The following is a 25,958-nucleotide window of genomic DNA, read 5'->3' on the forward strand; positions in this document are numbered from 1 at the left end:
CGGAGCCGGAGTCCGCCGCCGAACAGCGGGCGGGATTACTCGCCCTTAGCCTTCTGAACGATCTCATCGGCCACGGCCTTCGGCACCTCAGCGTAGGAGTCGAAGGTCATCGAGAACACCGCACGACCGCTGGTCTTCGACCGCAGATCGCCGATGTACCCGAACATCTCGGAGAGCGGCACGAGGGCCCGCACGACCTTGACGCCGCTCGCATCCTCCATGGACTGGATCTGCCCGCGGCGGGAGTTCAGGTCGCCGATCACGTCGCCCATGTACTCCTCGGGAGTACGCACCTCGACCGCCATGAGCGGCTCGAGGATGACGGGCTGAGCGAGGCGCGCGGCCTCCTTGAAGGCCATCGAACCCGCGATCTTGAACGCCATCTCCGAGGAGTCGACATCGTGGTACTGGCCGTCGAGCAGCTGAGCCTTGACGTTGACCACGGGGAACCCGGCGAGGATGCCGTACTGCATGGCGTCCTGGATGCCGGCGTCGACCGACGGGATGTACTCGCGAGGAACGCGACCACCGGTCACCTTGTCCTCGAACTCGTACGTCTTGTCGCTGCCCTCTTCGATCTCGAGCGGCGCCAGCGAGATCTGCACCTTCGCGAACTGACCGGATCCACCGGTCTGCTTCTTGTGGGTGTAGTCGTACTTCGGCACCTCGCGACGGATCGTCTCGCGGTAGGCCACCTGGGGCTTGCCCACGTTCGCCTCAACCTTGAACTCGCGCTTCATGCGATCGACGAGGATGTCGAGGTGCAGCTCGCCCATGCCGGCGATGACGGTCTGGCCGGTCTCGGCGTTGAGGCTCACGCGGAACGTGGGATCCTCTTCGGCGAGCTTCTGGATCGCGACGCCGAGCTTCTCCTGATCGCCCTTGGTCTTCGGCTCGATGGCCACCTCGATCACGGGCTCCGGGAAGGTCATCGACTCGAGCACGACCTGGTTGTTCGGGTCGCAGAGCGTGTCGCCCGTGGTCGTGTCCTTGAGACCGATCACCGCGTAGATGTTGCCTGCGGTGAGCTCGTCGACCGGGTTCTCCTTGTTGGCGTGCATCTGGAAGATCTTTCCGATGCGTTCCTTCTTGCCCTTGGTCGAGTTCACGACCTGGGCGCCCGACTCGACCTTGCCCGAGTACACGCGCACGTAGGTGAGGCGTCCGAAGAAGGGGTGCACGGCGATCTTGAACGCGAGCGCCGAGAACGGCTCGTCGGCCGACGGCTTGCGCTCGATGACGACCGACTCGTCGCGGGGATCGTGCGCCTGGATCGCGCCCACGTCGAGCGGGTTCGGCAGGAAGTCGACGACCGCGTCGAGCATCGGCTGGATGCCGCGGTTCTTGAACGCCGAGCCGCAGTACACGGGGTAGATCTCGTTGTTCACGACCAGCTTGCGGATGCCCGCCTTGAGCTCCTCGACGGTGAGCTCCTCGCCGCCGAAGAACTTCTCGAGCAGCTCGTCGTCGCTCTCGGCGACGGTCTCGACAAGCTGCGCGCGGTACTCCTCGGCCTTGGCCTGGAGCTCGGCGGGGATCTCGCGGGTCTCGTAGGCGGCGCCCAGGGACACGTCGCCCTTGGAGTCGCCCTCCCAGACGAAGGCCTGCATCGACAGCAGGTCGACGACGCCGATGAAGTCGCTCTCCGAGCCGATGGGCAGCTGCATCACGAGCGGCTTGGCGCCGAGGCGGCTGATGATGGTGTCGACCGTGAAGTAGAAGTCGGCGCCCATCTTGTCCATCTTGTTGACGAAGCAGATGCGGGGAACGCCGTACTTGTCGGCCTGACGCCACACGGTCTCGGACTGGGGCTCCACGCCCTCCTTGCCGTCGAACACGGCGACGGCGCCGTCGAGCACGCGCAGCGAGCGCTCCACCTCGACGGTGAAGTCGACGTGGCCCGGGGTGTCGATGATGTTGATCTGGTTCTTGTTCCAGAAGCAGGTCACCGCGGCGCTGGTGATGGTGATGCCGCGCTCCTTCTCCTGCTCCATCCAGTCGGTCGTCGAAGCGCCGTCGTGGGTCTCACCCAGCTTGTGGTTGACACCCGTGTAGAACAGGATGCGCTCGGTCGTAGTGGTCTTGCCGGCATCGATGTGCGCCATGATGCCGATGTTGCGGACCTTGCTCAGGTCGGTGAGCACGTCTTGTGCCACAGGGGTCTCCTCCGAATAGGGGGTGAAAAGATGATGCGGACCGGGATTACCGATCGTTCATCGAGCTTGTCGGAATGACGGGATCCGCCACCCCGACAAGCTCGATGCGCAGATGACTACCAGCGGTAGTGAGCGAACGCGCGGTTCGACTCGGCCATCTTGTGAGTGTCCTCGCGGCGCTTCACGGCGGCGCCGAGGCCGTTGGAAGCATCGAGGATCTCGTTGGTGAGGCGATCGGTCATCGAGTTCTCACGACGAGCCTTCGCGTAGCTGGTGAGCCAGCGCAGCGCGAGCGTGTTCGCGCGGTGCGGCTTCACCTCGACGGGCACCTGGTAGGTGCTGCCGCCGACGCGACGCGAGCGGACCTCGAGCGTGGGACGCACGTTGTCGAGCGCCTTCTTGAGCACCGTCACCGCGTCCTGACCGGACTTCTCGGCGACGTTCTCGAGGGCACCGTAGACGATGCGCTCGGCGAGACCCTTCTTGCCGTCCAGCAGGATCTTGTTGACGAGCTGGCTGACGATGGGGGCACCGTAAACAGGATCGGCGACGACGGGGCGCTTGGGAGCGGGACCTTTACGGGGCATTACTTCACCTTCTTCGCACCGTAGCGGCTGCGAGCCTGCTGGCGATCCTTGACCGCCTGCGTGTCGAGCGCGCCGCGCACGATCTTGTAACGGACACCGGGGAGGTCCTTGACACGACCACCGCGCACGAGCACCAGCGAGTGCTCCTGCAGGTTGTGGCCCTCACCCGGAATGTAGGCGGTGACCTCGGTCCCGTTGCGGAGCTTCACACGAGCGACCTTGCGCATCGCCGAGTTCGGCTTCTTCGGGGTGGTGGTGTAGACACGGGTGCAGACCCCGGCCTGCTGCGGGTTCGCCTTCAGGGCGGGCGCCTTGGTCTTGGAGACCTTCGGCGTGCGGCCCTTGCGAACCAGCTGCTGAATAGTAGGCACTGATTCTCCTCATTCGTCCTGCACGGTGACAGGAATGCTTTCATGGTCAAGCATGTGCGATCGCTTGCGCGGCCGCTGAGCTGCTGTCGAAGACGACGCGCGAGCGCGTCGTCGGCGACCGAGTGCAGCTATGCCGTGGGGGTGTCAGCTCTGCTGAGCGAGGGACCCGACGGTGAGCACTCCCCCGCTCACCCCGTCACATGCATGACGAAACCATCGGTGGAGGGCACCAAGGGTTAACTTTACGCCCTGCGGGACGGCTTGGCAAGAGCCGGCCTACTGCGGCGGCACGAGGTGCTGGGACAGCTCATCGAGCATGGCCTTGATCTGCGGTTCGATGAAGTGCTGGATCGCGGCCTCGATCCGCCCCCGGTGCGCCACGAGCGCGAAGCAGACCTCCCGCCCGGTCTCCTCGGCGTGCGCGTCGGCGAGCTCGATCTCCCGGCGCAGCCGCTGCTTCTCCTCATGGCTCAGGGGCGGCCTCGGGAGCGGCGGCTCGGGCTTGCTCTCCTCAGCGAGCCCCGCGAGCGTGAAGAGGAAGGGCTGCTCGCTGTCGTCGGGCTCGGGGTCGGGATCCAGCCCCTCGTACTCGGGGGCGAGCCCCTCCGCGGGATCATAGCCGCCCGCCCGCCACAGCTCCTCCCCCGTCAGCTCCTCGTGCAGCGCGGGGAGTTCGGCCGCCGTGAACTCGTCGACCCGCCTGTCGATGATGCGCTGCATGCGCGAGACGAGGGCGTGGGTGACCTGGTGGGGCACATCGTTCGCGAGGCCGGCGGCCGCGAGGATCGGGGATCCGGTGCACCTCCGGCAGAGGCGGGACCTCCCGCGGTGCGTGCCCGGAGACCAGCTCGGCACCCACCGCAGCCAGGCGTCCACGGCCGCATTCACTCTCTCGTCGATGGCGCCCGCCACGATCACTCGTCCTCCCCCGCGCGCTCCCACGGCCACTTCGGGGCGGGGCGATCGGTGTAGACCCGGCGCGCGAGCACGCTCCAGAACAGCAGCGAAGCCGCAGCCCAGATCACGGGCAGTGCTGCCGCGAACGGGCTCACCCAGGTCTCGTCGACCGAGAGGCCGGCCAGCATCCCGCCGAGGCACCACAGCAGGTACACACCGCCCGCGACCGTGATGACGGTGCCCCAGGCGGGACCGCGGCGGCCGCGCAGCAGCACGATCGCCTGCTGCCACAATGCGGCGGCGAGCAGCGCGAGACCGAGCAGCAGCAGGACCGGGGCGGCCCACCGGGGCACCCCGTCACTCGAGATCGGGTCCCGCTGCATGGCGAGAGAGAGCATGCCCCAGGTCGCGATGAGCAGTGCGGCGGCGACGATCACGCCGGCCAGAGCCAGGCCGGCGACGTAGCCGCGCGTCACACCGCGTCGGGGGCCTTCGGTCACGGCTGAGTCGCCCGCTTACCGGCCTGATCGGACGTCGAGGCACCGAAGGCCTGCTGGGAGGCCGAGTGCTTCTCCTGGGACTCGGCGAGCGCGGCCTCGTACTCGGCGAGGGCCTCCGCGTTCTTCTGCTTCATGCGACGACCGCGGCCGCCGATCCACGCACCGAACCAGATCGTGACTTCGCGCGCCACGAGCACCGCCACGACCGCGGGCACCGTCAAACCGAAACGCTCCGCGATCACCAGCGGGGGCAGGTGGAACAGCGCGCCGAACCCGCTCACATCGGTCATGACGCCGATGGTCGTCGCGACCCAGACCGCGCCCGCGACGAGGAACCCGCCCAGCACGTAGGCCCACCACCCTGCGCGGCCGACGATCAGTACGAGCACCGAGAGGCTCACGAAGAAGGCCGCCACCGCGGCGGCGGTGCTCCACCTCAGCAGCTGCTCCGTCAGACCGTCGACGAACTGCGACGGAGCGAGCGAGGGCGCGAGCACCAGGGCGTACACCCCCGCGTACACGAGCGCGAAACCGACGGTGGCGAGCACGGAGATGAGCAGGCCGGCGCCGCGGTTGCCGCGGATGTCGGGGGGCATGGGCGTCTGCATGTAGAGAGCCGCCATCGGGTGGTCAGCGCTGATGCGGATCTCGCCATCCCGAGCCGGCGGGAGGGGCGCCTCGGCGGAGGCCGACGGAAGATCGTCGAGCGCCGGCAGCGAGGACACCTCGCTCTCCGCGGGCTCGCTGGGACGCCCGACGCCCAGCGTCTCGAGATCGAGCTGCGTGTCGACCTCCGAGGCGGCCTCACGGCGGGCGCGCTCGGCTTCGGCCTCGTCGACGGGCGATGCCTCCTCCGCGTCCACCACTACAATCTCCTCGGCCGCGACGACCTCGCGCTCCGATCCCGCGTCGGAATCGGAGCTCGTGCTCCTCGATCGCTGCACCGCGGCGAGCACGTCGGTCTGGCTCGCCTCGGCCTCCTCCACCGGCGCCCCCGGATTCGCCGACGTCTCGGGAGCCTCTGCGGCTCTCGATGCGGGGGTCTCGCGGTCGTCGCTCATCGCTGCACCTCTCGTCGTGGGGCGCTCGGTCGCCGAGTCACCACCGAGCACATACTCTGGCCGTCACACTACAAGCAGCCGCCGACATTCCGGGGAGCCCGCGCGCAGAACGCGCGAAAAAGGGCGCCCGCACCAAAGTGCGAGCGCCCTTTCCACGGCCCGGATCCTGCGTGCTGCGACTCGCTAGGCTCGCGCAGCACGACGCTGAGGCCTACGCCCCGGCGTCAGCTGTAGTTGCCGGGGTTGAACTCGTCGGCGGTGAAGCTGTCGAAGTCCACGAACGAGAGGTCGTTCTCGTCGAAGGTGCCCTCGGTCGCGAACAGGCGGTTCGGGTAGCGCTCCGCCTTCGCCTCCTCGGTCGCCTCGACCTCGACGTCGCGGTAGGTGCTCAGGCCGGTACCGGCCGGGATGAGCTTACCGATGATGACGTTCTCCTTGAGGCCGATGAGCGGATCCTTCGATCCTTCCATCGCCGCCTGCGTGAGCACGCGAGTGGTCTCCTGGAAGGAGGCCGCAGAGAGCCACGACTCGGTCGCGAGCGAGGCCTTGGTGATGCCCATGACCTCGGGACGGGCGGTCGCGGCGCGCTTGCCCTCGAGCAGCGCCTCGCGGTTGATGCGCTGGTAACGCGAACGGTCGACGAGCTCGCCCGGGAGCAGCTCGGTCTCGCCGTGATCCACCACGGTCACCTTGCGCAGCATCTGGCGCACGATCACCTCGATGTGCTTGTCGTGGATCGGCACGCCCTGCGAGCGGTAGACGCCCTGCACGCCCTCGACGAGGTACTTCTGCACCGCGCGCTCGCCCGGGATGTGCTTCCCGTCCTCGGTGGTGGATCCCACCTGCAGGATATCCTTCGGATCCAGCGTGCCCGCCAGGAACGGCTGGCCGAGCTCGACGTGGTCGCCGTCCTCGACGAGCAGCGTGGCGCGCTTCAGCACGGGGTACTGCTTCTCCTCGGTGCCGTCGTCCGGCGTGAGAAGGATGCGGCGGCTCTTCTCGGTGTCCTCGATCGTGATGCGGCCCGCGGCCTCGGCGATCGGCGACGCGCCCTTCGGGGTGCGCGCCTCGAACAGCTCCTGGACGCGCGGCAGACCCTGGGTGATGTCGTCGGCCGAGGCCGAACCACCCGTGTGGAACGTACGCATCGTCAGCTGAGTACCGGGCTCGCCGATCGACTGAGCGGCGATGATGCCGACCGCCTCGCCGATGTCGACGCGCTGGCCGGTCGCGAGCGAGCGGCCGTAGCAGGTGGCGCAGACGCCCACGGCCGAGGCGCAGGTGAGCACGGAGCGCACCTTGATCTCGGTCACGCCGGCCTCAACCAGCTTGTCGATGAGCACGTCGCCCACGTCATCGCCGGCGCTCGCCACGACCGTGCCGTCGGGCGACACCGCGTCGGTGGCGAGGGTGCGGGCGTAGACCGAGTTCTCGACGTTCTCGTCGCGCACGAGCACGCCGTTCGCGTCGGCCGCGGCGATCGGGAGATCGAGTCCGCGCCTGGTGCCGCAGTCCTCCTCGCGAATGATGACGTCCTGCGACACGTCGACCAGACGACGGGTCAGGTAGCCCGAGTCGGCGGTGCGCAGAGCGGTATCGGCGAGGCCCTTACGGGCACCGTGGGTCGCGATGAAGTACTCCGCCACCGACAGGCCCTCGCGGTACGAGTTGATGATCGGACGCGGGATGATCTCACCCTTCGGGTTCGACACCAGGCCTCGCATACCCGCGATGTTGCGGATCTGCAGCCAGTTACCGCGGGCGCCCGACGACACCATCCGGAAGATGGTGTTGTCCTCGGGGAAGGACTCGCGCATCGCGGCGGCCACCTCGTCGGTCGCCTCCGTCCAGATGTCGGTGAGCGCCTTGCGGCGATCGCCGTCGCTGATCATGCCGCGATCGTAGTCGCGCTGCACCTTGGCCGCGCGCTTCTCGTGCTCGGCGATGATCTCGCTCTTGTTCGCCGGCGTCACGACATCGGAGAGCGACACCGTCACACCCGAGCGCGATGCCCAGTAGAAGCCCGCGTCCTTGATGCGGTCGAGGGTCGCCGCGACCTCCACCTTCGGGTAGCGCTCGGCGAGGTCGTTGACCAGCCCCGAGAGGCTGCCCTTGTCGGCCACGCGCTCGAAGTAGGGGTAGTCGGACGGCAGCGCCTCGTTGAAGATCGCGCGGCCGAGAGTGGTCTCCACGAGCACGGGCTTCTCGGAGGTGACGCCGTTCGCGTCGGTGTAGCCGTTGAGACGCAGCTTGACCTTCGAACCCAGATCGAGGGTGCCCTCGTCCATCGCCAGGATCGCCTCGGCGATCGAGCCGAACGCGCGACCGGTGCCGGCGGCGTCCTTCTTGACCGTGGTGAGGTGGTGCAGGCCGATGATCATGTCCTGCGAGGGCAGGGTCACCGGGCGGCCGTCCGAGGGCTTCAGGATGTTGTTCGAGGCGAGCATCAGCACGCGGGCCTCGGCCTGGGCCTCGACCGACAGCGGCAGGTGCACAGCCATCTGGTCGCCGTCGAAGTCGGCGTTGAAGGCCGCGCAGACGAGCGGGTGCAGCTGAATGGCCTTGCCCTCGACGAGCTGCGGCTCGAACGCCTGGATGCCGAGGCGGTGCAGCGTCGGCGCGCGGTTGAGCAGCACGGGGCGCTCGCGGATGATCTCCTCGAGCACGTCCCACACCTCGGAGCGGGAGCGCTCCACCATGCGCTTCGCGGCCTTCACGTTCTGCGCGTGCGACAGATCCATGAGGCGCTTGATCACGAACGGCTTGAACAGCTCGAGCGCCATCTGCTTGGGCAGACCGCACTGGTGCAGCTTGAGCTGCGGGCCGACCACGATGACCGAACGGCCCGAGTAGTCGACGCGCTTGCCGAGCAGGTTCTGGCGGAACCGGCCCTGCTTGCCCTTGAGCATGTCGCTCAGGGACTTCAGGGCGCGGTTGCCCGTGCCCGTCACGGGGCGACCGCGGCGGCCGTTGTCGAACAGCGCGTCGACGGCCTCCTGCAGCATGCGCTTCTCGTTGTTGACGATGATCTCGGGGGCGCCGAGATCGAGCAGGCGGCGCAGACGGTTGTTGCGGTTGATCACACGACGGTAGAGGTCGTTGAGATCGGAGGTCGCGAAGCGGCCGCCGTCGAGCTGCACCATCGGGCGGAGCTCGGGCGGGATCACCGGAACGACGTCGAGCACCATCGCGGCCGGGCTCGCACCCGTCTGCAGGAAGGCGCTGACGACCTTCAGGCGCTTGATCGCGCGGATCTTCTTCTGTCCCTTGCCCTCGGCGATCTGCAGGTGCAGCGTCTCCGCCTCGGCCTCGAGATCGAAGGACTCGAGGCGCTTCTTGATCGCCTCGGCGCCCATGTACGCCTCGAAGTAGTCGCCGTAGCGATCCATGAGATCGGCGAACACCGCGTCCTCGGGCTTGAGGTCGCCCACCTTGAGATTGCGGAAGTCCTCCCACACGCGCTGCAGCCGAGCGATGTCGTCGTCGAAGCCCTTGCGGATCGCCGCCATCTCCTTCTCGGCCGAGGCCTCGGCGCGACGGCGCTGATCCGCCTTCGCCCCTTCGGCCTCGAGCGCGGCGAGATCCGATTCGGCCTGCTGCTGGCGCTGCGCGATGGCGATGTCGCGCTGATCCTCGAGCGCCTTCAGCTCGAGACGCAGCTCGGCCTCCAGCTCCGCCATGTCCTCGCGACGGCCCTCGTCATCGATGTCGATGATCATGTACGCAGCGAAGTAGATGACCTTCTCGAGATCCTTCGGCGCCATGTCGAGCAGGTAGCCCAGACGGGACGGCACACCCTTGAAGTACCAGATGTGCGTGACGGGCGCGGCCAGTTCGATGTGGCCCATGCGCTCTCGGCGCACGCTCGACTTCGTCACCTCGACGCCGCAGCGCTCGCAGACGATGCCCTTGTAGCGCACGCGCTTGTACTTGCCGCACGCGCACTCCCAGTCGCGGCTCGGTCCGAAGATCTGCTCGCCGAACAGACCGTCCTTCTCCGGCTTCAGCGTGCGGTAGTTGATGGTCTCCGGCTTCTTGACCTCGCCGAACGACCAGCTGCGGATGTCGTCGGCCGTGGCCAGACGGATCTGCAGCTCGTTGAAATCTGTACCCTCGAGCAAAATATTCTCCTTGAGAATCTGAAAAATCTACGTCTGGTGCGGCTTAGATCTCGTCGACCGACGAGGTCTCGAAGCGGCTGGACAGATTGATGCCGAGCTCCTCCGCGGTGCGGTGGGCCTCGTCATCGTTGTCACGCAGGTTGACGGCGTTGCCGTCGGCGCCCAGCACCTCGACGTTCAGGCAGAGCGACTGCATCTCCTTCATCAGCACTCGGAACGACTCGGGCACACCCGGCTCGGGGATGTTCTCGCCGCGGACGATCGCCTCGTACACCTTGACGCGGCCGAGGATGTCGTCGGACTTGACCGTGAGCAGCTCCTGCAGCGCGTATGCGGCACCGTAGGCCTCGAGCGCCCACACCTCCATCTCACCGAAGCGCTGGCCACCGAACTGGGCCTTACCGCCGAGCGGCTGCTGGGTGATCATCGAGTAGGGACCCGTCGAGCGCGCGTGGATCTTGTCATCGACGAGGTGGTGCAGCTTCAGGATGTACATGTAGCCGACCGAGATCGGGTACGGGTAGGGCTCGCCCGAGCGGCCGTCGAACAGGCGGGTCTTGCCGCTGGAGTCGATGAGCCGCTCGCCGTCTCGCGTCACGAGCGTCGAGTCGAGCAGACCGGCGATCTCGGCCTCGGTCGCACCGTCGAACACCGGGGTCGCGACCTTGGTGTTCGGCGCCGCCTCGAGGGCCTCCTTCGAGAGCTTCGCAGCCCACTCCGGGTTGCCCTCGACCTTCCAGCCCTGCTTCGCGATCCACCCGAGGTGGATCTCGAGCACCTGGCCGAAGTTCATTCGGCCCGGGATGCCGAGCGGGTTCAGGATCACGTCGACCGGGGTGCCGTCGGCGAGGAACGGCATGTCCTCGACGGGCAGGATCTTCGAGATGACGCCCTTGTTGCCATGACGGCCGGCGAGCTTGTCGCCCTCGGTGATCTTGCGCTTCTGGGCGATGTAGACGACCACGCGCTGGTTGACGCCCGAGCCGAGCTCGTCGTCGTTATCGTTCTCGGCGTCGAACACCTTGACGGCGGTGACCGTGCCCGAGACGCCGTGCGGCACCTTGAGCGAGGTATCGCGCACCTCGCGGCTCTTCTCGTTGAAGATCGCGCGGAGCAGGCGCTCCTCGGCCGACAGCTCGGTCTCGCCCTTCGGCGTGACCTTGCCGACGAGGATGTCGCCCTGCTTGACCTCGGCGCCGATGCGGATGATGCCGCGCTCGTCGAGATCCTTCAGCGCCTCCATGCTGGCGTTGGGGAGATCGCGGGTGATCTCCTCCTTGCCGAGCTTGGTGTCGCGGGCATCGATGTCGTACTCCTCGATGTGGATCGAGGAGAGGGTGTCGTCCTTCACCAGGTTCTGGCTGAGGATGATCGCGTCCTCGAAGTTGTGCCCCTCCCACGACATGAACGCGACGAGCAGGTTGCGGCCGAGCGCGAGCTCGCCGTTCTCCGTGGCGGGGCCGTCTGCGATGACCTCGCCGGCCTCGATGCGCTCGCCGGCCTTCACGATGACGCGGTGGTTGTAGTTCGTGCCCTGGTTCGAGCGGTCGAACTTGCGCATGAAGTAGGTCTTCGACCCGCCTTCGTCGTGCTGCACGGTCACGAAGTCGGCTGAGACCTCCTCGATGACGCCGGACTTCTGCGCGGTGATCACGTCACCCGCGTCGATCGCCGCGTAGCCCTCCATGCCGGTGCCGACCACGGGCGACTCGCTGCGCACGAGCGGCACGGCCTGACGCTGCATGTTCGCTCCCATGAGGGCGCGGTTCGCGTCGTCGTGCTCGAGGAACGGGATGAGCGACGTGGCCACGGACACCATCTGGCGGGGCGACACGTCCATGTACTGCACGCGATCGGAGTCGACCAGCACGACCTCGGAGCCGCGGGGGCGCGCGAGCACCTGCTGCTCGGCGAAGCGGCCGTCCTCGGTGAGCGGGGCGCCGGCCTGGGCGATGAGGTACTCGTCCTCCTCGTGCGCGGTCAGGTAGTCGACCTGGTCGGTGACCTTGCCGTCGACGATGCGGCGGTAGGGGGTCTCGATGAAGCCGAACGCGTTGATGCGCGCGAAGGTCGCGAGCGCGCCGATCAGGCCGATGTTCGGGCCCTCAGGGGTCTCGATCGGGCACATGCGGCCGTAGTGCGAGGGGTGCACGTCTCGCACCTCGACGCCGGCGCGGTCGCGGCTCAGGCCGCCCGGGCCGAGCGCGGAGAGGCGGCGCTTGTTGGTCAGGCCCGCGAGCGGGTTGTTCTGATCCATGAACTGCGACAGCTGCGAGGTGCCGAAGAACTCCTTGATCGCCGCCAGCACGGGGCGAGTGTTGATCAGGGTGTTCGGGGTGATCGCCTCGATGTCCTGCGTGGTCATGCGCTCGCGCACCACGCGCTCCATACGGCTGAGGCCGGTGCGCACCTGGTTCTGGATGAGCTCGCCCACGGCGCGGATGCGGCGGTTGCCGAAGTGGTCGATGTCGTCGGTGTCGAGGCGGACGTCGATATCCTTGCCGTCGCGCACGCCGGGCAGCGTCTCGGTGCCCGCGTGGAGGCCGACGAGGTACTTGATGGTCGCGACGATGTCCTCGAGCGACAGCACCGAGTCGGTGATGGGGGCGTCGACGCCGAGCTTCCGGTTGATCTTGTACCGGCCGACCTTGGCGAGATCGTAGCGCTTCGGGTTGAAGTAGCTGTTGTCGAGCAGGGCCTTGGCGGCCTCGATGGCCACCTGCTCGCCCGGGCGCTGCTTGCGGTAGATGTCCTTGAGCGCCTCCTCCTGGGTGAGGATGCCGTCCTTCTCGAGGGTGAGCGCGATCGACTCGTAGCCGGCGAACTCCTCGAGGATCTCCTCGCTGGTCATGCCGAGCGCCTTGAGGAACACGGTGACCGACTGCTTGCGCTTGCGGTCGATGCGCACGCCGACCTGGTCGCGCTTGTCGACCTCGAACTCGAGCCACGCGCCGCGGCTCGGGATCACGCGGGCGGTGAAGACGTCCTTATCACTGGTCTTCTCCTGGGCGCGCTCGAAGTACACGCCGGGGCTGCGCACGAGCTGCGAGACGATGACGCGCTCGGTGCCGTTGATGATGAAGGTGCCCTTGTCGGTCATGATGGGGAAATCGCCCATGTAGACCGTCTGGCTCTTCAGCACCTGGGTCTCGGTGTTGTAGAAGGCCGCCTCGACGTAGAGCGGAGCGGCGTAGGTCTTACCGCGCTCCTTGCACTCCTCGATGGTGAACTTCTGCTCGTCGAGGATCGGGTTCTCGAACGAGAGCTGCATGGTGCCAGCGTTGTCCTCGATCGGGGAGATCTCGTCGAAGATCTCCTCGAGGCCGCTCTTCAGCGCGATGTCATCGCGCCCCTCGGCCTGTGCCTCTGCGACGCGCTCCTTCCACGCGTCGTTGCCGACGAGCCAGTCGAAGCTCTCGAGCTGCAGTGCCAGCAGGTTGGGCACCGACAGCGTGTCGGAAATCTTGGCGAAGGAGAGTCGCGAGTGGTTGCGACCGTTCTTCGGTTGGGTGGTTGACGATGCGTTGCGCGCAGCAGCCAAGGAAACTACCTCCGTGGGCCCCGTCGGGCCGGTTGACCTGGTCTTGCGAGAGATGCATCGGATCACGCGAGCGAGGCTCATCTGCGCTTTCGCGCCAGCTCCCGGGGCCTACCGATATATGAAGGCACACTGGTGTCCGTAGTGCAACTATCAACTGTAACACCATTGTTACCGTCTGTCCACTGCATTCGCGGAACTCTCCTCGCGGAGTCCAGGCCACTCCCAGCATATTGCTCGCCGCGCCGGACGCAAATCGGCGACGGGCCGATCGGCCGCGTCCCGCACCCCTGTTCCACAAAGCACCGATCGGTGCGGAAGGAGCATGCGAGCAGCGGCCGCTCCGGGATGCTCGCAGGAGGCCGGGTTAGCGTGGATCGCATGTCGACCTCCCCCGGCGCCGCCCCGCTCACTCGCACCGCGACCCCGTGGGCGTTCGCGGGCCTCGTGCTCATCGCGGCGCTGGGAGCGTACCTGCGGCTCGTGCACTCGGGCCCGTTCGGCGTCGACGAGTGGTGGCACGGGATCGCCGGAGCGGCCCGCGGATCGGCGGCCTACGCGGTCGCGGTGTTCATGGCCGAAGCGGGCAGCGGGATCGGCGCCGCCGCGTGCACGGCGATCGCGGCGGCACTGCTGCTCGCGCTCCGCCGCCCTCGCGACGCGGCCTCCGTCGCGACCGCGATGGTGATCGGCATCGCCGCCTCAGAGACCATGAAGGCGCTCGTACTGCGCCCGCGACCGTGGGATCCGCTCTTCCACGCCTCCGGCAGTTCGTATCCCTCAGGGCACTCGATGGGCGCGGCCGCACTGGCGTGCTCGCTCGCGCTGGTGGCGGCGCAGGCCGAGGCACTCGACGAACGTGCGAGACGACTGATCTGGATCCTGGCCGCTTCGTGGGTTCTGGTGATGATGTGGAGCCGCGCGGCACTGCACGTGCACTGGCTCAGCGACACGCTCGCGGGCGCGCTGCTCGGGATCTGCGCGGCCGTGCTCGGCCGGCGGATGTGGGTTCGCCGACGGCCGAACGCCGATGTCGGAGGTGCGGCCTAGGCTGGTGGTCATGAGCGAGACCATCATCTTCGGAGCCGACTGGTGCGGTGACTGCCGCCGCGCCAAGCTGATCTTCGACCGGGCCGGCGCCCCCTACCGGTACGTCGATCTGGTGCAGGATCCCGCGTCCGCCGAGGTGGCCCGTGATATCAGCGGCCGCACCAACATCCCCGTGATCGTCTACCCCGACCGCAGCCACCAGGTCGAGCCGTCGAACGCCGACATGCTGCAGAAGATCGCGGAGCTGGGGTTGGGCAGCGCGAGGACCGAGGGAGCGACGCGGATCGACGCCGACGGCACCACGACCGAGACGGCGCCGTGAGGCTGCCCGATCCCGTCGCCCTCGGCTCCGGCCTCACCGCCGAGTTCGAGGAGGACCGGTGGGTGCCCGGCGCGATCCAGCTGCTCGTCGACGGCACGCCGCAATCCCATGTCAACCTGCGCGATCCGTCCGAGCTCTTCTTCGAGTACGTGCGCCGCATCGGTCACGTGATCGACCTGTTCCGCCCCGCCGGCGCGCCGATCTCGGCACTGCACCTGGGCGGCGGCGCGTTCACGCTCCCGCGGTACGTCGACGCGACGCGTCCGGGCAGCCGGCAGCAGATCATCGAGCTCGAGGGAGCGCTCGTCGATCTCGTGCGCGAAGCCGCTCCGCTGCCGCGCCGCGCGAGCATCCGCATCAGACGCGGCGATGCGCGCGAGGTCCTCGGCAAGCTGCCCGAGGGCATGCGCGGCACGATGGACCTCGTCGTCGTCGATATCTTCTCGGGCGACCGCACCCCCGCCCACGTCTCGAGTGCCGAGTTCTACCAGCTGATCAGGCCGCTCCTTGCTCCGGGCGGCCTGATCGTGGTGAACGTCACGGATGGGGCCGGTCAGGCCTTCACCCGAGGTCAGGTCGCGACACTCGCCTCGATCTTCTCCACGGTCGCCGCGATCGCCGAGCCGCAGGTGCTGAAGGGACGGCGCTTCGGCAACGTGGTGCTGCTCGCTTCCGGCGACCCTGCATCCGCAGACGGGACGGCCGCCCCCGACCTCGAGTGGTTGCCCCGTCTGCTCGCGGGAGGCCCCCACCCCGCGCGCATGCTCGTCGACCGCGAACTGACCGAGTGGCTGCGGGGCGCGCGTCCCGTCGCCGACGCCGACGCCACCCCGAGCCCGGAGCCGCCGCCCGAGGTGTTCGGCCGTGGCTGAGCTCGCGCGTGTGCGGGTGTGGGCCGAAGCGCTGATCCGGATGCACCTCGAGCCCCGTTTCGGCGCGGGAGCGTGGGACTTCGACTTCGACCGCGCGAAGCGTCGAGCCGGCCTCTGCAACTACACCGAGCGCCGCATCACGGTGTCGCGCTACCTCGCCGAGAAGTTCGACGACGACGAGATCCACCAGGTGCTGCTGCACGAGGTGGCGCACGCGATGGCCGGACCCGACGCCGGCCACGGCCCGGAGTGGAAGCGGACGGCGGCCGAGATCGGCTATGTCGGCGGGCGCACGCACGACGGGGAGATCGCGCACGAGAGGGCTCCGTGGGTGGGATCGTGCCCGGCGGGCCACAAGCACTACCGATTCAGGAGGCCGACCCGCGTCACCTCCTGCGGCAGATGCGCGCGGGGCTTCTCGCGCGCCCACGTCATCGCCTGGCAGCGGCGGGCCTGATCCCGAGCCGCGTTCTCGTCCGCCCTAGCACCCCACGGCGGCGAGCGCGTCGCGCAGCAGGCGCCCGCGGCCGTCGGGCAGCTCGTCGAGGGTGTCGGGCGAAAGCGCCTCCGCGGGCGACATCCAGCTCACCTCCAGCGCATCCTGCCTGGGATTGCAGGTGCCCGTGACCGGCACCACGTAGACCAACGAGACCGCATGCTGACGCTCGTCGACGTAGGGCGTTATGCCGGGCATCGGAAAGTACTCCGCCACCTGCACCGGCACGAGCGTGGCCGGCATCTGCGGGAAGGCCATCGGGCCGAGATCGTTCTCGAGGTGCCGGAAGAGCGCCTCGCGCAGCGTCTCCCCGAAACGCACCCGCCCCGAGACGAGCGAGCGCGTGATCACACCCTCGGGCGTGCTGCGCAGCAGCAGCCCGACCTCGACGATGCTGCCGAGGCCGTCGAGCCGCACCGGCACGGCCTCGACGTAGACGACCGGCAGTCGGCCTCGGACGAATCGCAGTTCGTCGTCGCTCAGCCAGCCGGGGTTGCCGGCCGGCGCCGGGCGATCCTCCGGCCCCTCCGGTTCGGGCAGGTCCGCGGTGTCGATGCTCATGGTGCCATTCTTGCACCGCCGCGACGCGCCCGCCCCGCCGAGCGGCGCACTCGTTAGGCTGGGGGCATGAACGCGACGAAGCCGACGACCGCCAGCCCGGATCCCGCCAGCGGCGTGCGCCGCATCGCCCTCGTGCAGGTTGCGAGCCCCGACTCCGAGTCCCCCGAAGCCCGCATCGACCGCATCGAGCAGCTGCTGCGCCAGCACGACGGCATCGACCTGTTCGTGCTGCCCGAGCTGTGGAGCGCCGGCTACTTCGCGTTCGATCGCTACGAGGAGCGCGCCGAGACGCTCGACGGCGCGACCGTGACCATGGGCCGACGCGTCGCACGCGACCTCGGCTCCGCCATCCATCTCGGGAGCATCGTCGAGCGCGGTGCCGACGGGGCGCTGCACAACACGGCGGTGCTCATCGATGCGGAGGGGCGGATCGCCCAGACCTATCGCAAGATCCACGTGTTCGGCTATCAGTCGCTCGAATCGCAGCTGCTCAGGCCGGGGGGCTCGCTGAGCGTCGTGCCCGGCCCGCTCGGCCGGATCGCGAGCACCACCTGCTACGACCTCCGCTTCCCGGGGCTGTGGCAGGAGCTCAGCGCGCGCGGCGCCGAGACCGTCGTGGTGCCCGCGGCCTGGCCCGCGGCCCGCCGCGAGCACTGGCGCCTGCTGACGCAGGCGCGCGCGGTCGAGCACCAGGTATGGGTACTGGCCTGCAACGCGTGCGGCACGCAGGGCGAGGGCGACCGGGCGGTGCCGCTCGGCGGCTTCAGCCGCGTCGTCGATCCCTCGGGGCGCGTCGTGGCCGAGTGCGGCGACGGCGAGGAGGTGCTCGTGGTCGAGGTCGAGACGACCCGCGTCGCCGAGGTGCGCGAGGAGTTCCCCGTGATCGCCGACCGGCTGAGCACGGAGCAGTACGCGGCGCTCTCGGCCGATCCGGTCTCCTGAGCTTTCGTTCCCCGAGCTCGTGGACCCCTGAGCCTGTCGAAGGACACGAAGGCTCACGCGCGCTTCGACAGGCTCAGCGCACAAGCACTACTCGGGCAGCACTGCGACGTCGGGCCCGAGGATCGCCGCGGACGCCTCGACCTGCTGCTCGGCCGTCACCCCGAAGCTCGTCTGCTGCAGCAGCTCACCCGAAGCGGAGAGCGGCGTGATCGACAGGCTGTGCCGCGCCATGAGGTCGCCCGCCGCTTCCTGCTCCGGCGTCCACTCGTAGTGCATGTAGGTGAGGATCGCCGTGGGATTCTTCACGCGCACGGCGCCGGCGTCGTCCCGCACGAGGTCGAAGCCGGCGATCACACCGGTGCGCTGCGCGAGCTCGAGCTGGGTGCTGAGCATGTTGCCGATGGAGTACCAGACGAGGGTGCGACCGCCGTCTGCCCGGTCGAGCCAGGTGACCGGCTGCAGCACGTGCGGGCCGGTGCCGACGACCACGTCGGCCCCCAGGTCGGCGACGCGCTGGGCGAACGCCGTCTGCGCGTCGTTCACCTCGTGCGAGTCCTCCGTGCCCCAGTGCGCGGAGACGATCACGGTGTCGGCCTGATCCCGAGCCTCGGCCATCAGCTCGGCGACGAGCGCGTCGTCCCCCATCATGTTCAGCGAGACCCCGTCGATCGGAGCGTTCGAGTACTCGGCGAACGAGACGAGCGCGATGCGCACCCCGTCCTGCTCGAAGACCTGCACCGCCCGCTGCTCCTCGGCGCTGCGATTGGCCCCGCTCACCGCCGAGGGGGTGAGCCCGTCCCACACCGCGCGGGTCGCCGCGATGCCCTCCGCACCCTTGTCGGCGGCATGGTTGTTGGCCAGGTTGACGAGGTCGCATCCGACCGCGCCGTGCAGATCGCGCGCGAACTCCGTCGGCGCGTTGAAGGTCGGGTAGCCGCTGATGCCGAAGTCGGCTCCCGCGCTCGGCACCTCCTGGTTGCAGAACGTCGCGTCCGCCGCGTCGAGCTGCGCGCGGATGCCCTCGAAGAACCGACCGTAGTCCCACCCGCCGTCGGGCAGCTGCGCGTTCGCGTTCACGGAGTCGTGCGGCAGCATGTCGCCCATCGCGATGACGTGGAGCGGCTCGGTCTCGGCCGGAGCGTCCGTTCCCGGGTCGGGCTCCGGCTGCTCGGGGGCCGGGTCGGGTGCCGCTGCGGGTGCGGGATCCGGATCCGATCCGCCCCACCACAGCGCCACCGCCGTGCCGCCGCCCAGCAGCACGAGTGCCGCGACGACGATCGTGATGGTGAGCCTGGTACGCCGGGACGGGCCGGAGCGGGCGGGGTTCTCCTGCGTCATGATCCCACCCTATGCGCGATTAGGCTGAGGGTATGACGGCCAGGATCCTCCGCCCCTCGCTCGCCGCGCTGCTGCTTTTCGGCGTCGCGCTGCCGGTCGTCGGCTGCGCCCCGGAACCCGCGGCCGATCCCGAACCCGCCGCCGAGGCTCCCGCGACCCCCGCTCCGACCGCTGAACCGCCGGTCGAACCCGAGTTCGACCGAGCCGCCCACTCGATCGACGACCCCGCGTCGATCTGGGTGGTGAGCAACAAGCTGCGTCCCCTCTCCCCCGTCGACTTCGCCCCCTCCGATCTCTCGATGCCCGAGGGAGTCGAGAACGAGTTCTCGCAGCCGCTGCGCGAACCAGCGGCGCGCGCCGTCGAGGGCTTCGTCGCCGCAGCCGCGGCCGCGGGTCACGAGGTGCGCATCATCAGCGCCTACCGCGACTACGCGACGCAGGTGACGCTCTACGACACCTACGTCGCGCGCGACGGCCAGGCCGCGGCCGACACCTACTCGGCCCGCCCCGGGCACTCCGAGCACCAGACGGGGCTCGTGGTCGACCTCGACGACCACGGGGAGTGCTACCTGGCCGCCTGCTTCGGGGAGACGCCCGCGGGCGTCTGGCTCGCCGAGCACGCCGCCGAGCACGGCTTCATCGTGCGCTACCCCGAGGGCGAGCAGGAGGTCACCGGGTTCATGCCCGAGCCGTGGCACTTCCGCTACGTCGGCGTCGAGCTGGCGCAGGAGATGCGCGCGAGCGGCACGCCCACCCTCGAGGAGTTCTTCGGGCTGCCGCCGGCCCCCGACTACGCCGAGTAGACCGCGCTGCGTGGTCGCCGTCTCGATGCGCAGCGCACGACTTGGCTGAGGAGCCTCGGCGCCGTTGTAGACCTCCCGCACCGTTGTAGATCTCTCGCGCGGTGTGAGAGGTCTACAACGGTGCGGGAGGTCTACGCCGGCAAGGCGGAGGGAGCGCCTTCGGCGCAGAACCCGCACCGAGGGAAACGCTAGGCTCGACGGGTGACCGCTGCAGCAGAAACCCTCATCATCCGTGTCAGCGCCGTCGTGATGCGCGACGAATCCGGCCGCGTGCTCAACGTGCGCAAGCGCGGCACGTCATCGCTCATGCTGCCGGGCGGCAAGCACGAGCTGGGCGAGGATCCGCGGGACACCGCCGTGCGGGAGTTCGAGGAGGAGCTCGGGATCGTACTCGACCGCGACCGCCTGCGCGATCTGGGTGTGTTCAGCGCCGCAGCGGCGAACGAGCCCGGGCACACGGTCGAGGCGTCGGTCTTCGAGCACCCGCTCGTCGACGGTGCCGCGGATGCGAAGCCGCGGGCCGAGATCGAACACCTCGAGTGGGTGGACCCGGCTGCGGCCGCGCGCCCCGACATGGCCCCGCTCAACACCGACTTCGTGTTCCCGGCGCTGCTCGGCCGGTGACCGGGGTCTGGCCTCAGAGCGCGTCGCCGAGGGGCGTCTCGAGGCCGAGCAGCGCGTTCTCCACGACCTCCATGAGGGCGGGATGGATCCAGTACTGCCCCCGCGCCGCCGTGTGCGCGTCGATCCCGAAGCTCATCGCCATCACCACGACCTGCACCAGGTTCGACGCCTGATACCCCATCGCGTGAGCTCCGAGGATGCGCCCGTCGCGCCGATCGGCGATGACCTTGAAGACCCCCGTCCGATCCTCCATCGCCCAGCCGTACGCCGTGTCGCCGTAGCGCTGCACCTTCACGGTGACGTGCTCGGCGCCGATCGACTCGACCGCCTCCGCCTCGGTGAGCCCGACCTGTGCGAGCTCGGGGTCGCTGAACACCGCGGCCGGCACAGCCTCGTGCCGCGAACGGCGCAGGTCGTCGGGGTGCTCGAGGTTGTGGGCCACGACGCGCGCCTCGTGGTTGGCGACGTGCTTGAGCTGGAACGGCGAGCAGACGTCGCCGAGGGCGTAGACGCCGTCGACCGGGTGCCCGCCCGAGAGAACACGCTGGTACTCGTCGACCGCGATCCGGCCGTCGTCGTGCAGATCGAAGCCGGCCTCGGCAGCGCCCACGAGATCGGAGTTGGGGCGACGGCCGGTCGCCACGAGCACGATGTCGGCGCGCACCGGGCCGTCGCCGCCCGCCCGGGAGCCGGATCCTGAGTCCGATCCCGAATCCGAGCCGGAGCCGGTTCCCGAATCCGAGCCGGTTCCCGAGTCTGAGCCCGATGCCGCATCCGACCGCACGAGCTCCGCGAGCAGCCCTCCCGCCCCGTCCTCGGAGATCTCCGCCACCGAGCAGCCGAGCCGCAGGTCCCAGCGCTTCGCGGCCTCGGCGGTGAAGCACTCCGAGATCTCGGCGTCGAGACGGCGCAGCAGCGCGTCGCCGCGCACCACCTGCACGACCTCGGATCCGAGGCCCGAGAAGACGGCCGCGAACTCGCACGCGATGTAGCCGCCGCCGATCACGACGACGCGGCGCGGCAGCTCGTCGATGCGCATCACCGTGTCGGAGGTGTGCACGCCGGGCAGGTCGATGCCCGGGATCTCGGGCAGCACCGCCCGCGAGCCGGCTGCGATGACCAGCTGCTCGGCCTCGATGCGGGTGACGGCTCCCTCACCGCTCCCTGCCTCGGGCGCGGCCTCGTCGACCACGAGCGCCCGCTGCCCGTCGAGCCGCACGCGGCTCCGGACGAGCTCGACGTTGTCGAGCTCGTCGGCGCGGTACCGCTCGCCTGCCTCGGAGATCGCGTCGATCCGCGAGAAGATGCGGTCGCGGATCCCTCGCCAATCCGCCCCTTCGAACCGCAGGTCGACTCCGAGCCTCGCGGCTTCAGCGGTGCTGCTCGCGAGCGCCGCCGGGCGCACGTACATCTTCGTGGGGATGCACCCCACGTTCAGGCAGGTGCCGCCGAACACCCCGTGCTCGGCGATCGCGACCCGCTTGTCATCCCAGAACGGGGTGACGAGCGAGTTGCCCGACCCCGAGCCGACGATCGCGAGGTCCACGCTGATGCTGTTCATGCCACGTATCCTTTCAGATCCCGGGGACGCGCCGCCGGGGAACGCCCTCAGACGAGCTTCTTCTCGGCGAGCCAATCGCCCGCGATGCGGTCGGCCGACAGCTCGTCGTTCACGCTGCGGCCGTTCATCGCGAGGAGGTCCTCCGAAGTCAGGGCCGCGCTGACCTCGTCGATGATGCGCTCGGCACCGTCGTCGACGCGGTCGCTCGCGAGCGGCACGACGTGCGAGGCGAGGAAGAGACCCTTCGTGTCCTCGAGCGCAACGAGATCGTTCTCGGCGACGCTGGGGTCGGCGGTGTAGATGATGGCGAGCTGGATCGAACCGTCTCGCAGCGCCTTCACCGTGAGCGGGCCGCCGCCGTCCTCGATGGGGGTGAACGCGACACCCTCGACGCCGTAGACGTCGGCGAGTCCCTTCGGTCCGTAAGGGCGGCTCTCGGCCTCCGAGTTCGCGCCGAGGGTGAGCGGCTCGTCGACCTCAGCCAGGTCTTCCACCTGCTCGACGTTCCACTGCTCGGCGAACTCGCGGGTCACCATGTAGGAGTCCTGATCGGTGGCGGGCGCCTGCTCGAGCACGCGCAAGCCGTCTGGCGCGGCCTGCTCGAGCGCGGAGTAGACGTCGTCGCTCAGGCGGGCCTCGGTGTCGGGCTCCCAGTACTGCAGCAGGTTGCCGCTGTACTCGGGGAAGAGGTCGATCGATCCCGCCTCGAGCTCGGGCAGGTAGACCTCGCGCTGGCCGATGCGGAACTGCCGGTCGACGTCGTAGCCGCCGGCCTCGAGCGCCTGCGCATACACCTCGGCGATGATCTCGTTCGAGTAGTAGTCCTGGGAGCCGATCACGATGGTGTCCCCCTCGGCCGGCGTCGCGGGGTCCGGATCGGCGAGCGGGTCGCGGTCCCCGCAGGCGGTGAGGAGGCCCGCGGAGAGCACGAGCGCGCCCGCGGCGAGCGCGACGCGGCGCCACGGGGTGCGACCGATGGTTCGGCTGGGCTGAAGGCGATGGATCATGATCGTGCTTCCTCTCGTTCGGTAGTCGGGGTAGTGGCTCGGGCCGCCGCGCGCTGGCAGAGCGCGAGCAGCAATTCGAGCAGCAGGGTGATCGCTACGACGAGCAGTGCGCCCGCCAGCATCTGCACGTAGTCGCGCGACTTGAGGCCGGCGAACAGGTAGCGACCGAGACCGATATCGGCCGTGTAGGCGGCGAGCGTCGCGGTCGACACGACCTGCAGCGTCGCCGCCCGCACTCCGCCGACCATCACGGGCAGCGACAGCGGCAGTTCGACGCGCAGGATCACCTGGGCGGGGCTGAACCCCACGGCCTTCGCCGCTGCGGGTACCGCGGGGTCGATGGCCTGCACCCCCGCGTACGCCCCGGCGAGCAGCGACGGCACCGCGAGCACGACGAGTGCCAGCAGGGGCGCCGTCAGGCCGATCCCGAACGCGAGGCCGAAGAGCGTGAGCAGGCCGAGGGTGGGCAGCGCGCGGGCGGCCCCGGTGAGTCCGCCGACGAGCCCGGATCCGCGCCTGGTATGCCCGATGAGCACCCCGGCCGGCAGTGCGACGGCTCCCGCGATGAGGAGCACGAGCGCGGTCACCCCGAGGTGCTGGAGCATGCGGGTCGGGATCCCTCCGGCGCCGCTCCAGTGCGCGGGATCGGCGAGCCAGCCCAGTGCCTCCCCGAACAGGCCGAGTGCGGCGGGGGTCATACCCTCGCCCCTCTCGTCCACGGGGTGAGCGCCCGGCCGATCCCGAGCACCGCGGCATCGAGCAGCAGCGCCAGGATCGCGGTGGCGAGCACCCCGGTCCACACCTCCGCCGCGATTCCGCGCTGGAAGCCGTCGGTGAGCAGCGTGCCGAGGCCGGGCACGCCGATCAGCGCGCCGAGGGTGACCAGACTGATCGTCGATACCGTCACCACGCGCACGCCCGAGATCAGCACCGGCACCGCGAGCGGCAGGTCGACCCGCCAGAACAGGCCCCGCGGCGAGTAACCAGTCGCGGTGGCCGCGTCGCGCAGCTGCGGGTCGACGGCCGAGAACGCGTCGCACGCGGTGCGCACGAGCAGCGCGACGCCGTAGACCGTGAGCGCGGCGACCATCGTCTGCCACGACCGCAGGGGCGTGCCGATGATCGCGGGGAGGATGATGAGCAACGGTAGCGCCGGGATCGCGTAGGCGAGCGTCGCGAGCGAGAGCAGCGGACCGCCGATGCGGGGCCTGCGGAACGCGAGGCGGCCGATCGGCACGGCGATGAGCACGCTCACGAGGATCGCGGGCAGGCTGAGCAGCAGGTGGTCGACCGCGAGCACCGCCACGGCGTCCCAGTTCGCGAGCAGCCAGCTCACCCGCCCAGCACCCCCACGGGCCGGCCGTCCTCGTCGACGGCGACGCTGCGGCCTCCCACTTCGACGCGGCGCAGCCGGCGCTCGGCGCGATCCGCACCGACGAAGTCGCGCACGAAGTCGCTCGCCGGATCCGCGAGGATCTCCGCCGGCGTGCCGCGCTGCGCGGTCCTGCCCCCGCTCTCGAGCACGACCACCTCGTCGCCTAACAGGAACGCCTCGTCGACGTCGTGCGTCACGAACACGATCGTCTTGCCGAGCTCGGACTGCAGCTGCAGCAGCTCGTGCTGCAGCTCTCGGCGAACGATCGGGTCGACGGCGCCGAACGGCTCGTCCATGAGCAGGATGTTGGGATCGGAAGCGAGGGCGCGTGCGACGCCGACGCGCTGCTGCTGACCGCCCGAGAGCTGCGCCGGGTAGCGGTCGCCGAGCGCGGGATCGAGCCCCACCCGCTCCAGCAGCTCCCCCGCTGCGGCGCGCGCCTCTCGCCGCGGGGTTCCCGACAGGATCGGCACGGTCGCCACGTTGTCGCGCACGGTGCGGTGCGGCAGCAGCCCGCCGTGCTGCATCACGTATCCGATCGAGCGGCGCAGCTCGACGGGGTCGCGGTCGCGCACGTCCTCACCGTCGATGAGCACCCGGCCCTGCGTGGGATCGACCATGCGGTTCACCATCCGCAGCAGAGTGGTCTTGCCCGAGCCGGAGGATCCGACGAGCACCACCGTGCGGTGCGAGGGCACGGCGCATGAGAAAGCATGCACGGCCGTCGCTCCTCCCGGGTAGGCCTTGGATACGTGCTCGAACTCGATCACGTCGTCACCTCCCTGAGGTCGGGCGCGCGGTGGTTCCGCTCACCCCACCCTAACGACCGCCCGCGAGCGCCGCACAGGGGGCTTGCCAGACGATGCGCCACGGTGTATGCGCGACGGGGCCCTCGCTTCCGGATCCGCGACACGCACGAAACTGACCCCGGTTGCCGGGGCGCGAGGCTGGATAGGCTCGCAGTGTGAGCTCCTCGACCGCCGCGAACACACCGCCCGCACGCCCGGGCCCCGTCTTCTTCATCGGCCGGGCAGTGCTGCGACCGCTCCTGCGGCTGCGCTTCCGGCCTCGCGTCTCCGGGCGCGAACACGTACCCGCGACAGGCCCCGTGCTGCTCGCCAGCAACCATCTCTCGGGGCTCGACACGATCCTCATCCCGTCGTTCTCACCGCGCAAGGTGCAGTTCCTCGCCAAGGCGTCGCTCTTCGAATCCCGTATCGGAGGCTGGTTCTTCAGGCAGATCGGCGCGATCCCGGTGCACCGCGAGACCTCGTCGGCCGCGCAGGAGGCGCTCGACGCCGGGCGCGGGGTGCTCGCCTCCGGCAGCGTCTTCGCGGTCTTCCCGGAGGGCAGCCGATCGCGCGACGGCCGCCTCTACCGCGGGCGCGCCGGGGTCGCCTGGCTCGCGCTCGAAACCGGGGCGACCGTGGTGCCGGTGGGCCTCATCGGCACGAACCGCAAGCTGCGGGATCCCGCCACGGGGCGGGCCGCCCGGGTGGAAGTGCGCTTCGGCCCGCCGGTGCCGCTCGAAGACCTCGCGGGACTGCCGGGCGGCCGCGCCCGCCGCGAGGCCACCGAGCGGATCATGACGGCGATCCACTCCCTCACCGGCCAGGAGCTCGCCGACGACCACGCCGCGGGAGGCCGCGGCGCCTGAGCGGAGGGTCCGCGCGAGTCGGATGAGGCCTGCGCGGGCGCGAGAAGCCGACCCGCGTCACTAGCCCGCGTCGCGGGCACGCAGGTCGGGCTGGGCCGGGCAGCCGGGACGCGGCACAA

23 protein-coding genes are annotated in these 25,958 nt (G+C 69.4%); 8 read left to right on the forward strand and 15 right to left on the reverse strand.

All coding sequences use genetic code 11. The features are described 5' to 3' along the window. Positions 1–35 precede the first annotated feature (35 nt). From fusA to rpoB, 8 genes are all read right to left on the reverse strand, one after another. On the reverse strand, positions 36–2,156 hold the full coding sequence (gene fusA, locus AC0KXF_RS03885) for an elongation factor G (protein WP_473107935.1): 2,121 nt from the start codon (positions 2,154–2,156) through the stop codon (positions 36–38). Positions 2,157–2,272: 116 nt separating this feature from the next. Next, the gene (gene rpsG, locus AC0KXF_RS03890) at positions 2,273–2,743 is read right to left on the reverse strand and encodes a 30S ribosomal protein S7 (protein ID WP_223044602.1); all 471 of its coding nucleotides are present in this window, start codon (positions 2,741–2,743) and stop codon (positions 2,273–2,275) included. Next, a complete protein-coding gene (gene rpsL, locus AC0KXF_RS03895) occupies positions 2,743–3,114 on the reverse strand; it encodes a 30S ribosomal protein S12 (protein ID WP_017885335.1) in 372 nt (123 codons plus the stop codon). The genes rpsG and rpsL overlap by 1 nt, the downstream gene beginning before the upstream one ends. Before the next feature lie 276 nt (positions 3,115–3,390). Beyond that, complete coding sequence (locus tag AC0KXF_RS03900; protein ID WP_473107936.1) at positions 3,391–4,026, reverse strand: spermidine/putrescine ABC transporter substrate-binding protein; 636 nt, start codon at positions 4,024–4,026, stop codon at positions 3,391–3,393. A 2-nt stretch (positions 4,027–4,028) separates the two neighbouring features. Continuing rightward, positions 4,029–4,511, reverse strand: a complete 483-nt coding sequence (locus AC0KXF_RS03905; RefSeq protein ID WP_473107937.1) for a hypothetical protein — start codon at positions 4,509–4,511, stop codon at positions 4,029–4,031. After that, a complete protein-coding gene (locus AC0KXF_RS03910) occupies positions 4,508–5,572 on the reverse strand; it encodes a hypothetical protein (protein WP_473107938.1) in 1,065 nt (354 codons plus the stop codon). The genes AC0KXF_RS03905 and AC0KXF_RS03910 overlap by 4 nt, the downstream gene beginning before the upstream one ends. A gap of 224 nt (positions 5,573–5,796) precedes the next feature. After that, positions 5,797–9,693 carry a DNA-directed RNA polymerase subunit beta' gene (locus AC0KXF_RS03915; RefSeq protein ID WP_473107939.1) on the reverse strand — a complete coding sequence of 1,299 codons (3,897 nt, stop codon included), beginning with the start codon at positions 9,691–9,693 and terminating at the stop codon, positions 5,797–5,799. Between the two features lie 43 nt (positions 9,694–9,736). Beyond that, positions 9,737–13,234: a DNA-directed RNA polymerase subunit beta gene (gene rpoB / locus AC0KXF_RS03920; protein ID WP_473107940.1), complete on the reverse strand. Its 3,498-nt coding sequence runs from the start codon at positions 13,232–13,234 to the stop codon at positions 9,737–9,739. A gap of 378 nt (positions 13,235–13,612) precedes the next feature. Between rpoB and AC0KXF_RS03925 the strand changes: the two genes are divergently transcribed. From AC0KXF_RS03925 to AC0KXF_RS03940, 4 genes are read left to right on the forward strand one after another with little or no spacing between them, the layout of a single operon-like run. Next, positions 13,613–14,281: a phosphatase PAP2 family protein gene (locus AC0KXF_RS03925; protein WP_473107941.1), complete on the forward strand. Its 669-nt coding sequence runs from the start codon at positions 13,613–13,615 to the stop codon at positions 14,279–14,281. Positions 14,282–14,291: 10 nt separating this feature from the next. Continuing rightward, on the forward strand, positions 14,292–14,603 hold the full coding sequence (locus AC0KXF_RS03930; protein WP_473107942.1) for a glutaredoxin domain-containing protein: 312 nt from the start codon (positions 14,292–14,294) through the stop codon (positions 14,601–14,603). Then, positions 14,600–15,475 (forward strand): spermidine synthase, encoded by an 876-nt coding sequence (locus AC0KXF_RS03935; RefSeq protein ID WP_473107943.1) that lies wholly within the window; start codon positions 14,600–14,602, stop codon positions 15,473–15,475. The genes AC0KXF_RS03930 and AC0KXF_RS03935 overlap by 4 nt, the downstream gene beginning before the upstream one ends. After that, positions 15,468–15,932, forward strand: a complete 465-nt coding sequence (locus tag AC0KXF_RS03940; RefSeq protein WP_473107944.1) for a SprT-like domain-containing protein — start codon at positions 15,468–15,470, stop codon at positions 15,930–15,932. The genes AC0KXF_RS03935 and AC0KXF_RS03940 overlap by 8 nt, the downstream gene beginning before the upstream one ends. 24 nt (positions 15,933–15,956) lie before the next feature. Here the strand turns inward: AC0KXF_RS03940 and AC0KXF_RS03945 are convergent, their stop codons facing one another. Further along, on the reverse strand, positions 15,957–16,532 hold the full coding sequence (locus AC0KXF_RS03945; RefSeq protein WP_473107945.1) for a DUF4916 domain-containing protein: 576 nt from the start codon (positions 16,530–16,532) through the stop codon (positions 15,957–15,959). A gap of 66 nt (positions 16,533–16,598) precedes the next feature. On the opposite strand from AC0KXF_RS03945, the gene AC0KXF_RS03950 reads away from it, so the two are divergent. Next, positions 16,599–17,474: a nitrilase-related carbon-nitrogen hydrolase gene (locus AC0KXF_RS03950; RefSeq protein WP_473107946.1), complete on the forward strand. Its 876-nt coding sequence runs from the start codon at positions 16,599–16,601 to the stop codon at positions 17,472–17,474. A gap of 87 nt (positions 17,475–17,561) precedes the next feature. Here the strand turns inward: AC0KXF_RS03950 and AC0KXF_RS03955 are convergent, their stop codons facing one another. Further along, positions 17,562–18,812, reverse strand: a complete 1,251-nt coding sequence (locus tag AC0KXF_RS03955) for a CapA family protein (protein WP_473107947.1) — start codon at positions 18,810–18,812, stop codon at positions 17,562–17,564. A 32-nt stretch (positions 18,813–18,844) separates the two neighbouring features. Between AC0KXF_RS03955 and AC0KXF_RS03960 the strand changes: the two genes are divergently transcribed. Next, a complete protein-coding gene (locus tag AC0KXF_RS03960; RefSeq protein ID WP_473107948.1) occupies positions 18,845–19,615 on the forward strand; it encodes a M15 family metallopeptidase in 771 nt (256 codons plus the stop codon). A 201-nt stretch (positions 19,616–19,816) separates the two neighbouring features. Continuing rightward, positions 19,817–20,239: an NUDIX hydrolase gene (locus AC0KXF_RS03965; protein ID WP_473107949.1), complete on the forward strand. Its 423-nt coding sequence runs from the start codon at positions 19,817–19,819 to the stop codon at positions 20,237–20,239. 13 nt (positions 20,240–20,252) lie between these two features. Here AC0KXF_RS03965 and AC0KXF_RS03970 read toward each other — a convergent pair whose 3' ends face one another. From AC0KXF_RS03970 to AC0KXF_RS03990, 5 genes are read right to left on the reverse strand one after another with little or no spacing between them, the layout of a single operon-like run. Next, positions 20,253–21,800 carry an FAD-dependent oxidoreductase gene (locus AC0KXF_RS03970; protein WP_473107950.1) on the reverse strand — a complete coding sequence of 516 codons (1,548 nt, stop codon included), beginning with the start codon at positions 21,798–21,800 and terminating at the stop codon, positions 20,253–20,255. A gap of 47 nt (positions 21,801–21,847) precedes the next feature. Next, positions 21,848–22,807 (reverse strand): ABC transporter substrate-binding protein, encoded by a 960-nt coding sequence (locus AC0KXF_RS03975; protein WP_473107951.1) that lies wholly within the window; start codon positions 22,805–22,807, stop codon positions 21,848–21,850. Next, a complete protein-coding gene (locus tag AC0KXF_RS03980; protein WP_473107952.1) occupies positions 22,804–23,505 on the reverse strand; it encodes an ABC transporter permease in 702 nt (233 codons plus the stop codon). Before AC0KXF_RS03980 ends, AC0KXF_RS03975 begins: the two co-directional genes overlap by 4 nt. Next, positions 23,502–24,143, reverse strand: a complete 642-nt coding sequence (locus AC0KXF_RS03985; protein ID WP_473107953.1) for an ABC transporter permease — start codon at positions 24,141–24,143, stop codon at positions 23,502–23,504. The genes AC0KXF_RS03980 and AC0KXF_RS03985 overlap by 4 nt, the downstream gene beginning before the upstream one ends. Continuing rightward, a complete protein-coding gene (locus tag AC0KXF_RS03990; protein ID WP_473107954.1) occupies positions 24,140–24,952 on the reverse strand; it encodes an ABC transporter ATP-binding protein in 813 nt (270 codons plus the stop codon). Before AC0KXF_RS03990 ends, AC0KXF_RS03985 begins: the two co-directional genes overlap by 4 nt. 194 nt (positions 24,953–25,146) lie before the next feature. On the opposite strand from AC0KXF_RS03990, the gene AC0KXF_RS03995 reads away from it, so the two are divergent. Next, entirely contained in the window at positions 25,147–25,839 is a 693-nt protein-coding gene (locus AC0KXF_RS03995) for a lysophospholipid acyltransferase family protein (RefSeq protein ID WP_473107955.1), read from the forward strand. Positions 25,840–25,958 lie beyond the last annotated feature (119 nt).

This window comes from Leucobacter holotrichiae, assembly GCF_055791005.1.

What these genes read in the sequence shown, in the direction of transcription:
- AC0KXF_RS03925 (WP_473107941.1), top strand. Translation starts at nt 13,613, where the DNA reads ATGTCGACCTCCCCCGGCGCCGCCCCGCTCACTCGCACCGCGACCCCG.
- AC0KXF_RS03975 (WP_473107951.1), bottom strand. Translation starts at nt 22,807, where the DNA reads ATGATCCATCGCCTTCAGCCCAGCCGAACCATCGGTCGCACCCCGTGG.
- AC0KXF_RS03910 (WP_473107938.1), bottom strand. Translation starts at nt 5,572, where the DNA reads ATGAGCGACGACCGCGAGACCCCCGCATCGAGAGCCGCAGAGGCTCCC.
- AC0KXF_RS03950 (WP_473107946.1), top strand. Translation starts at nt 16,599, where the DNA reads ATGAACGCGACGAAGCCGACGACCGCCAGCCCGGATCCCGCCAGCGGC.
- AC0KXF_RS03930 (WP_473107942.1), top strand. Translation starts at nt 14,292, where the DNA reads ATGAGCGAGACCATCATCTTCGGAGCCGACTGGTGCGGTGACTGCCGC.
- AC0KXF_RS03960 (WP_473107948.1), top strand. Translation starts at nt 18,845, where the DNA reads ATGACGGCCAGGATCCTCCGCCCCTCGCTCGCCGCGCTGCTGCTTTTC.
- AC0KXF_RS03945 (WP_473107945.1), bottom strand. Translation starts at nt 16,532, where the DNA reads ATGAGCATCGACACCGCGGACCTGCCCGAACCGGAGGGGCCGGAGGAT.
- AC0KXF_RS03970 (WP_473107950.1), bottom strand. Translation starts at nt 21,800, where the DNA reads ATGAACAGCATCAGCGTGGACCTCGCGATCGTCGGCTCGGGGTCGGGC.
- AC0KXF_RS03955 (WP_473107947.1), bottom strand. Translation starts at nt 18,812, where the DNA reads ATGACGCAGGAGAACCCCGCCCGCTCCGGCCCGTCCCGGCGTACCAGG.
- rpsG (WP_223044602.1), bottom strand. Translation starts at nt 2,743, where the DNA reads ATGCCCCGTAAAGGTCCCGCTCCCAAGCGCCCCGTCGTCGCCGATCCT.
- AC0KXF_RS03980 (WP_473107952.1), bottom strand. Translation starts at nt 23,505, where the DNA reads ATGACCCCCGCCGCACTCGGCCTGTTCGGGGAGGCACTGGGCTGGCTC.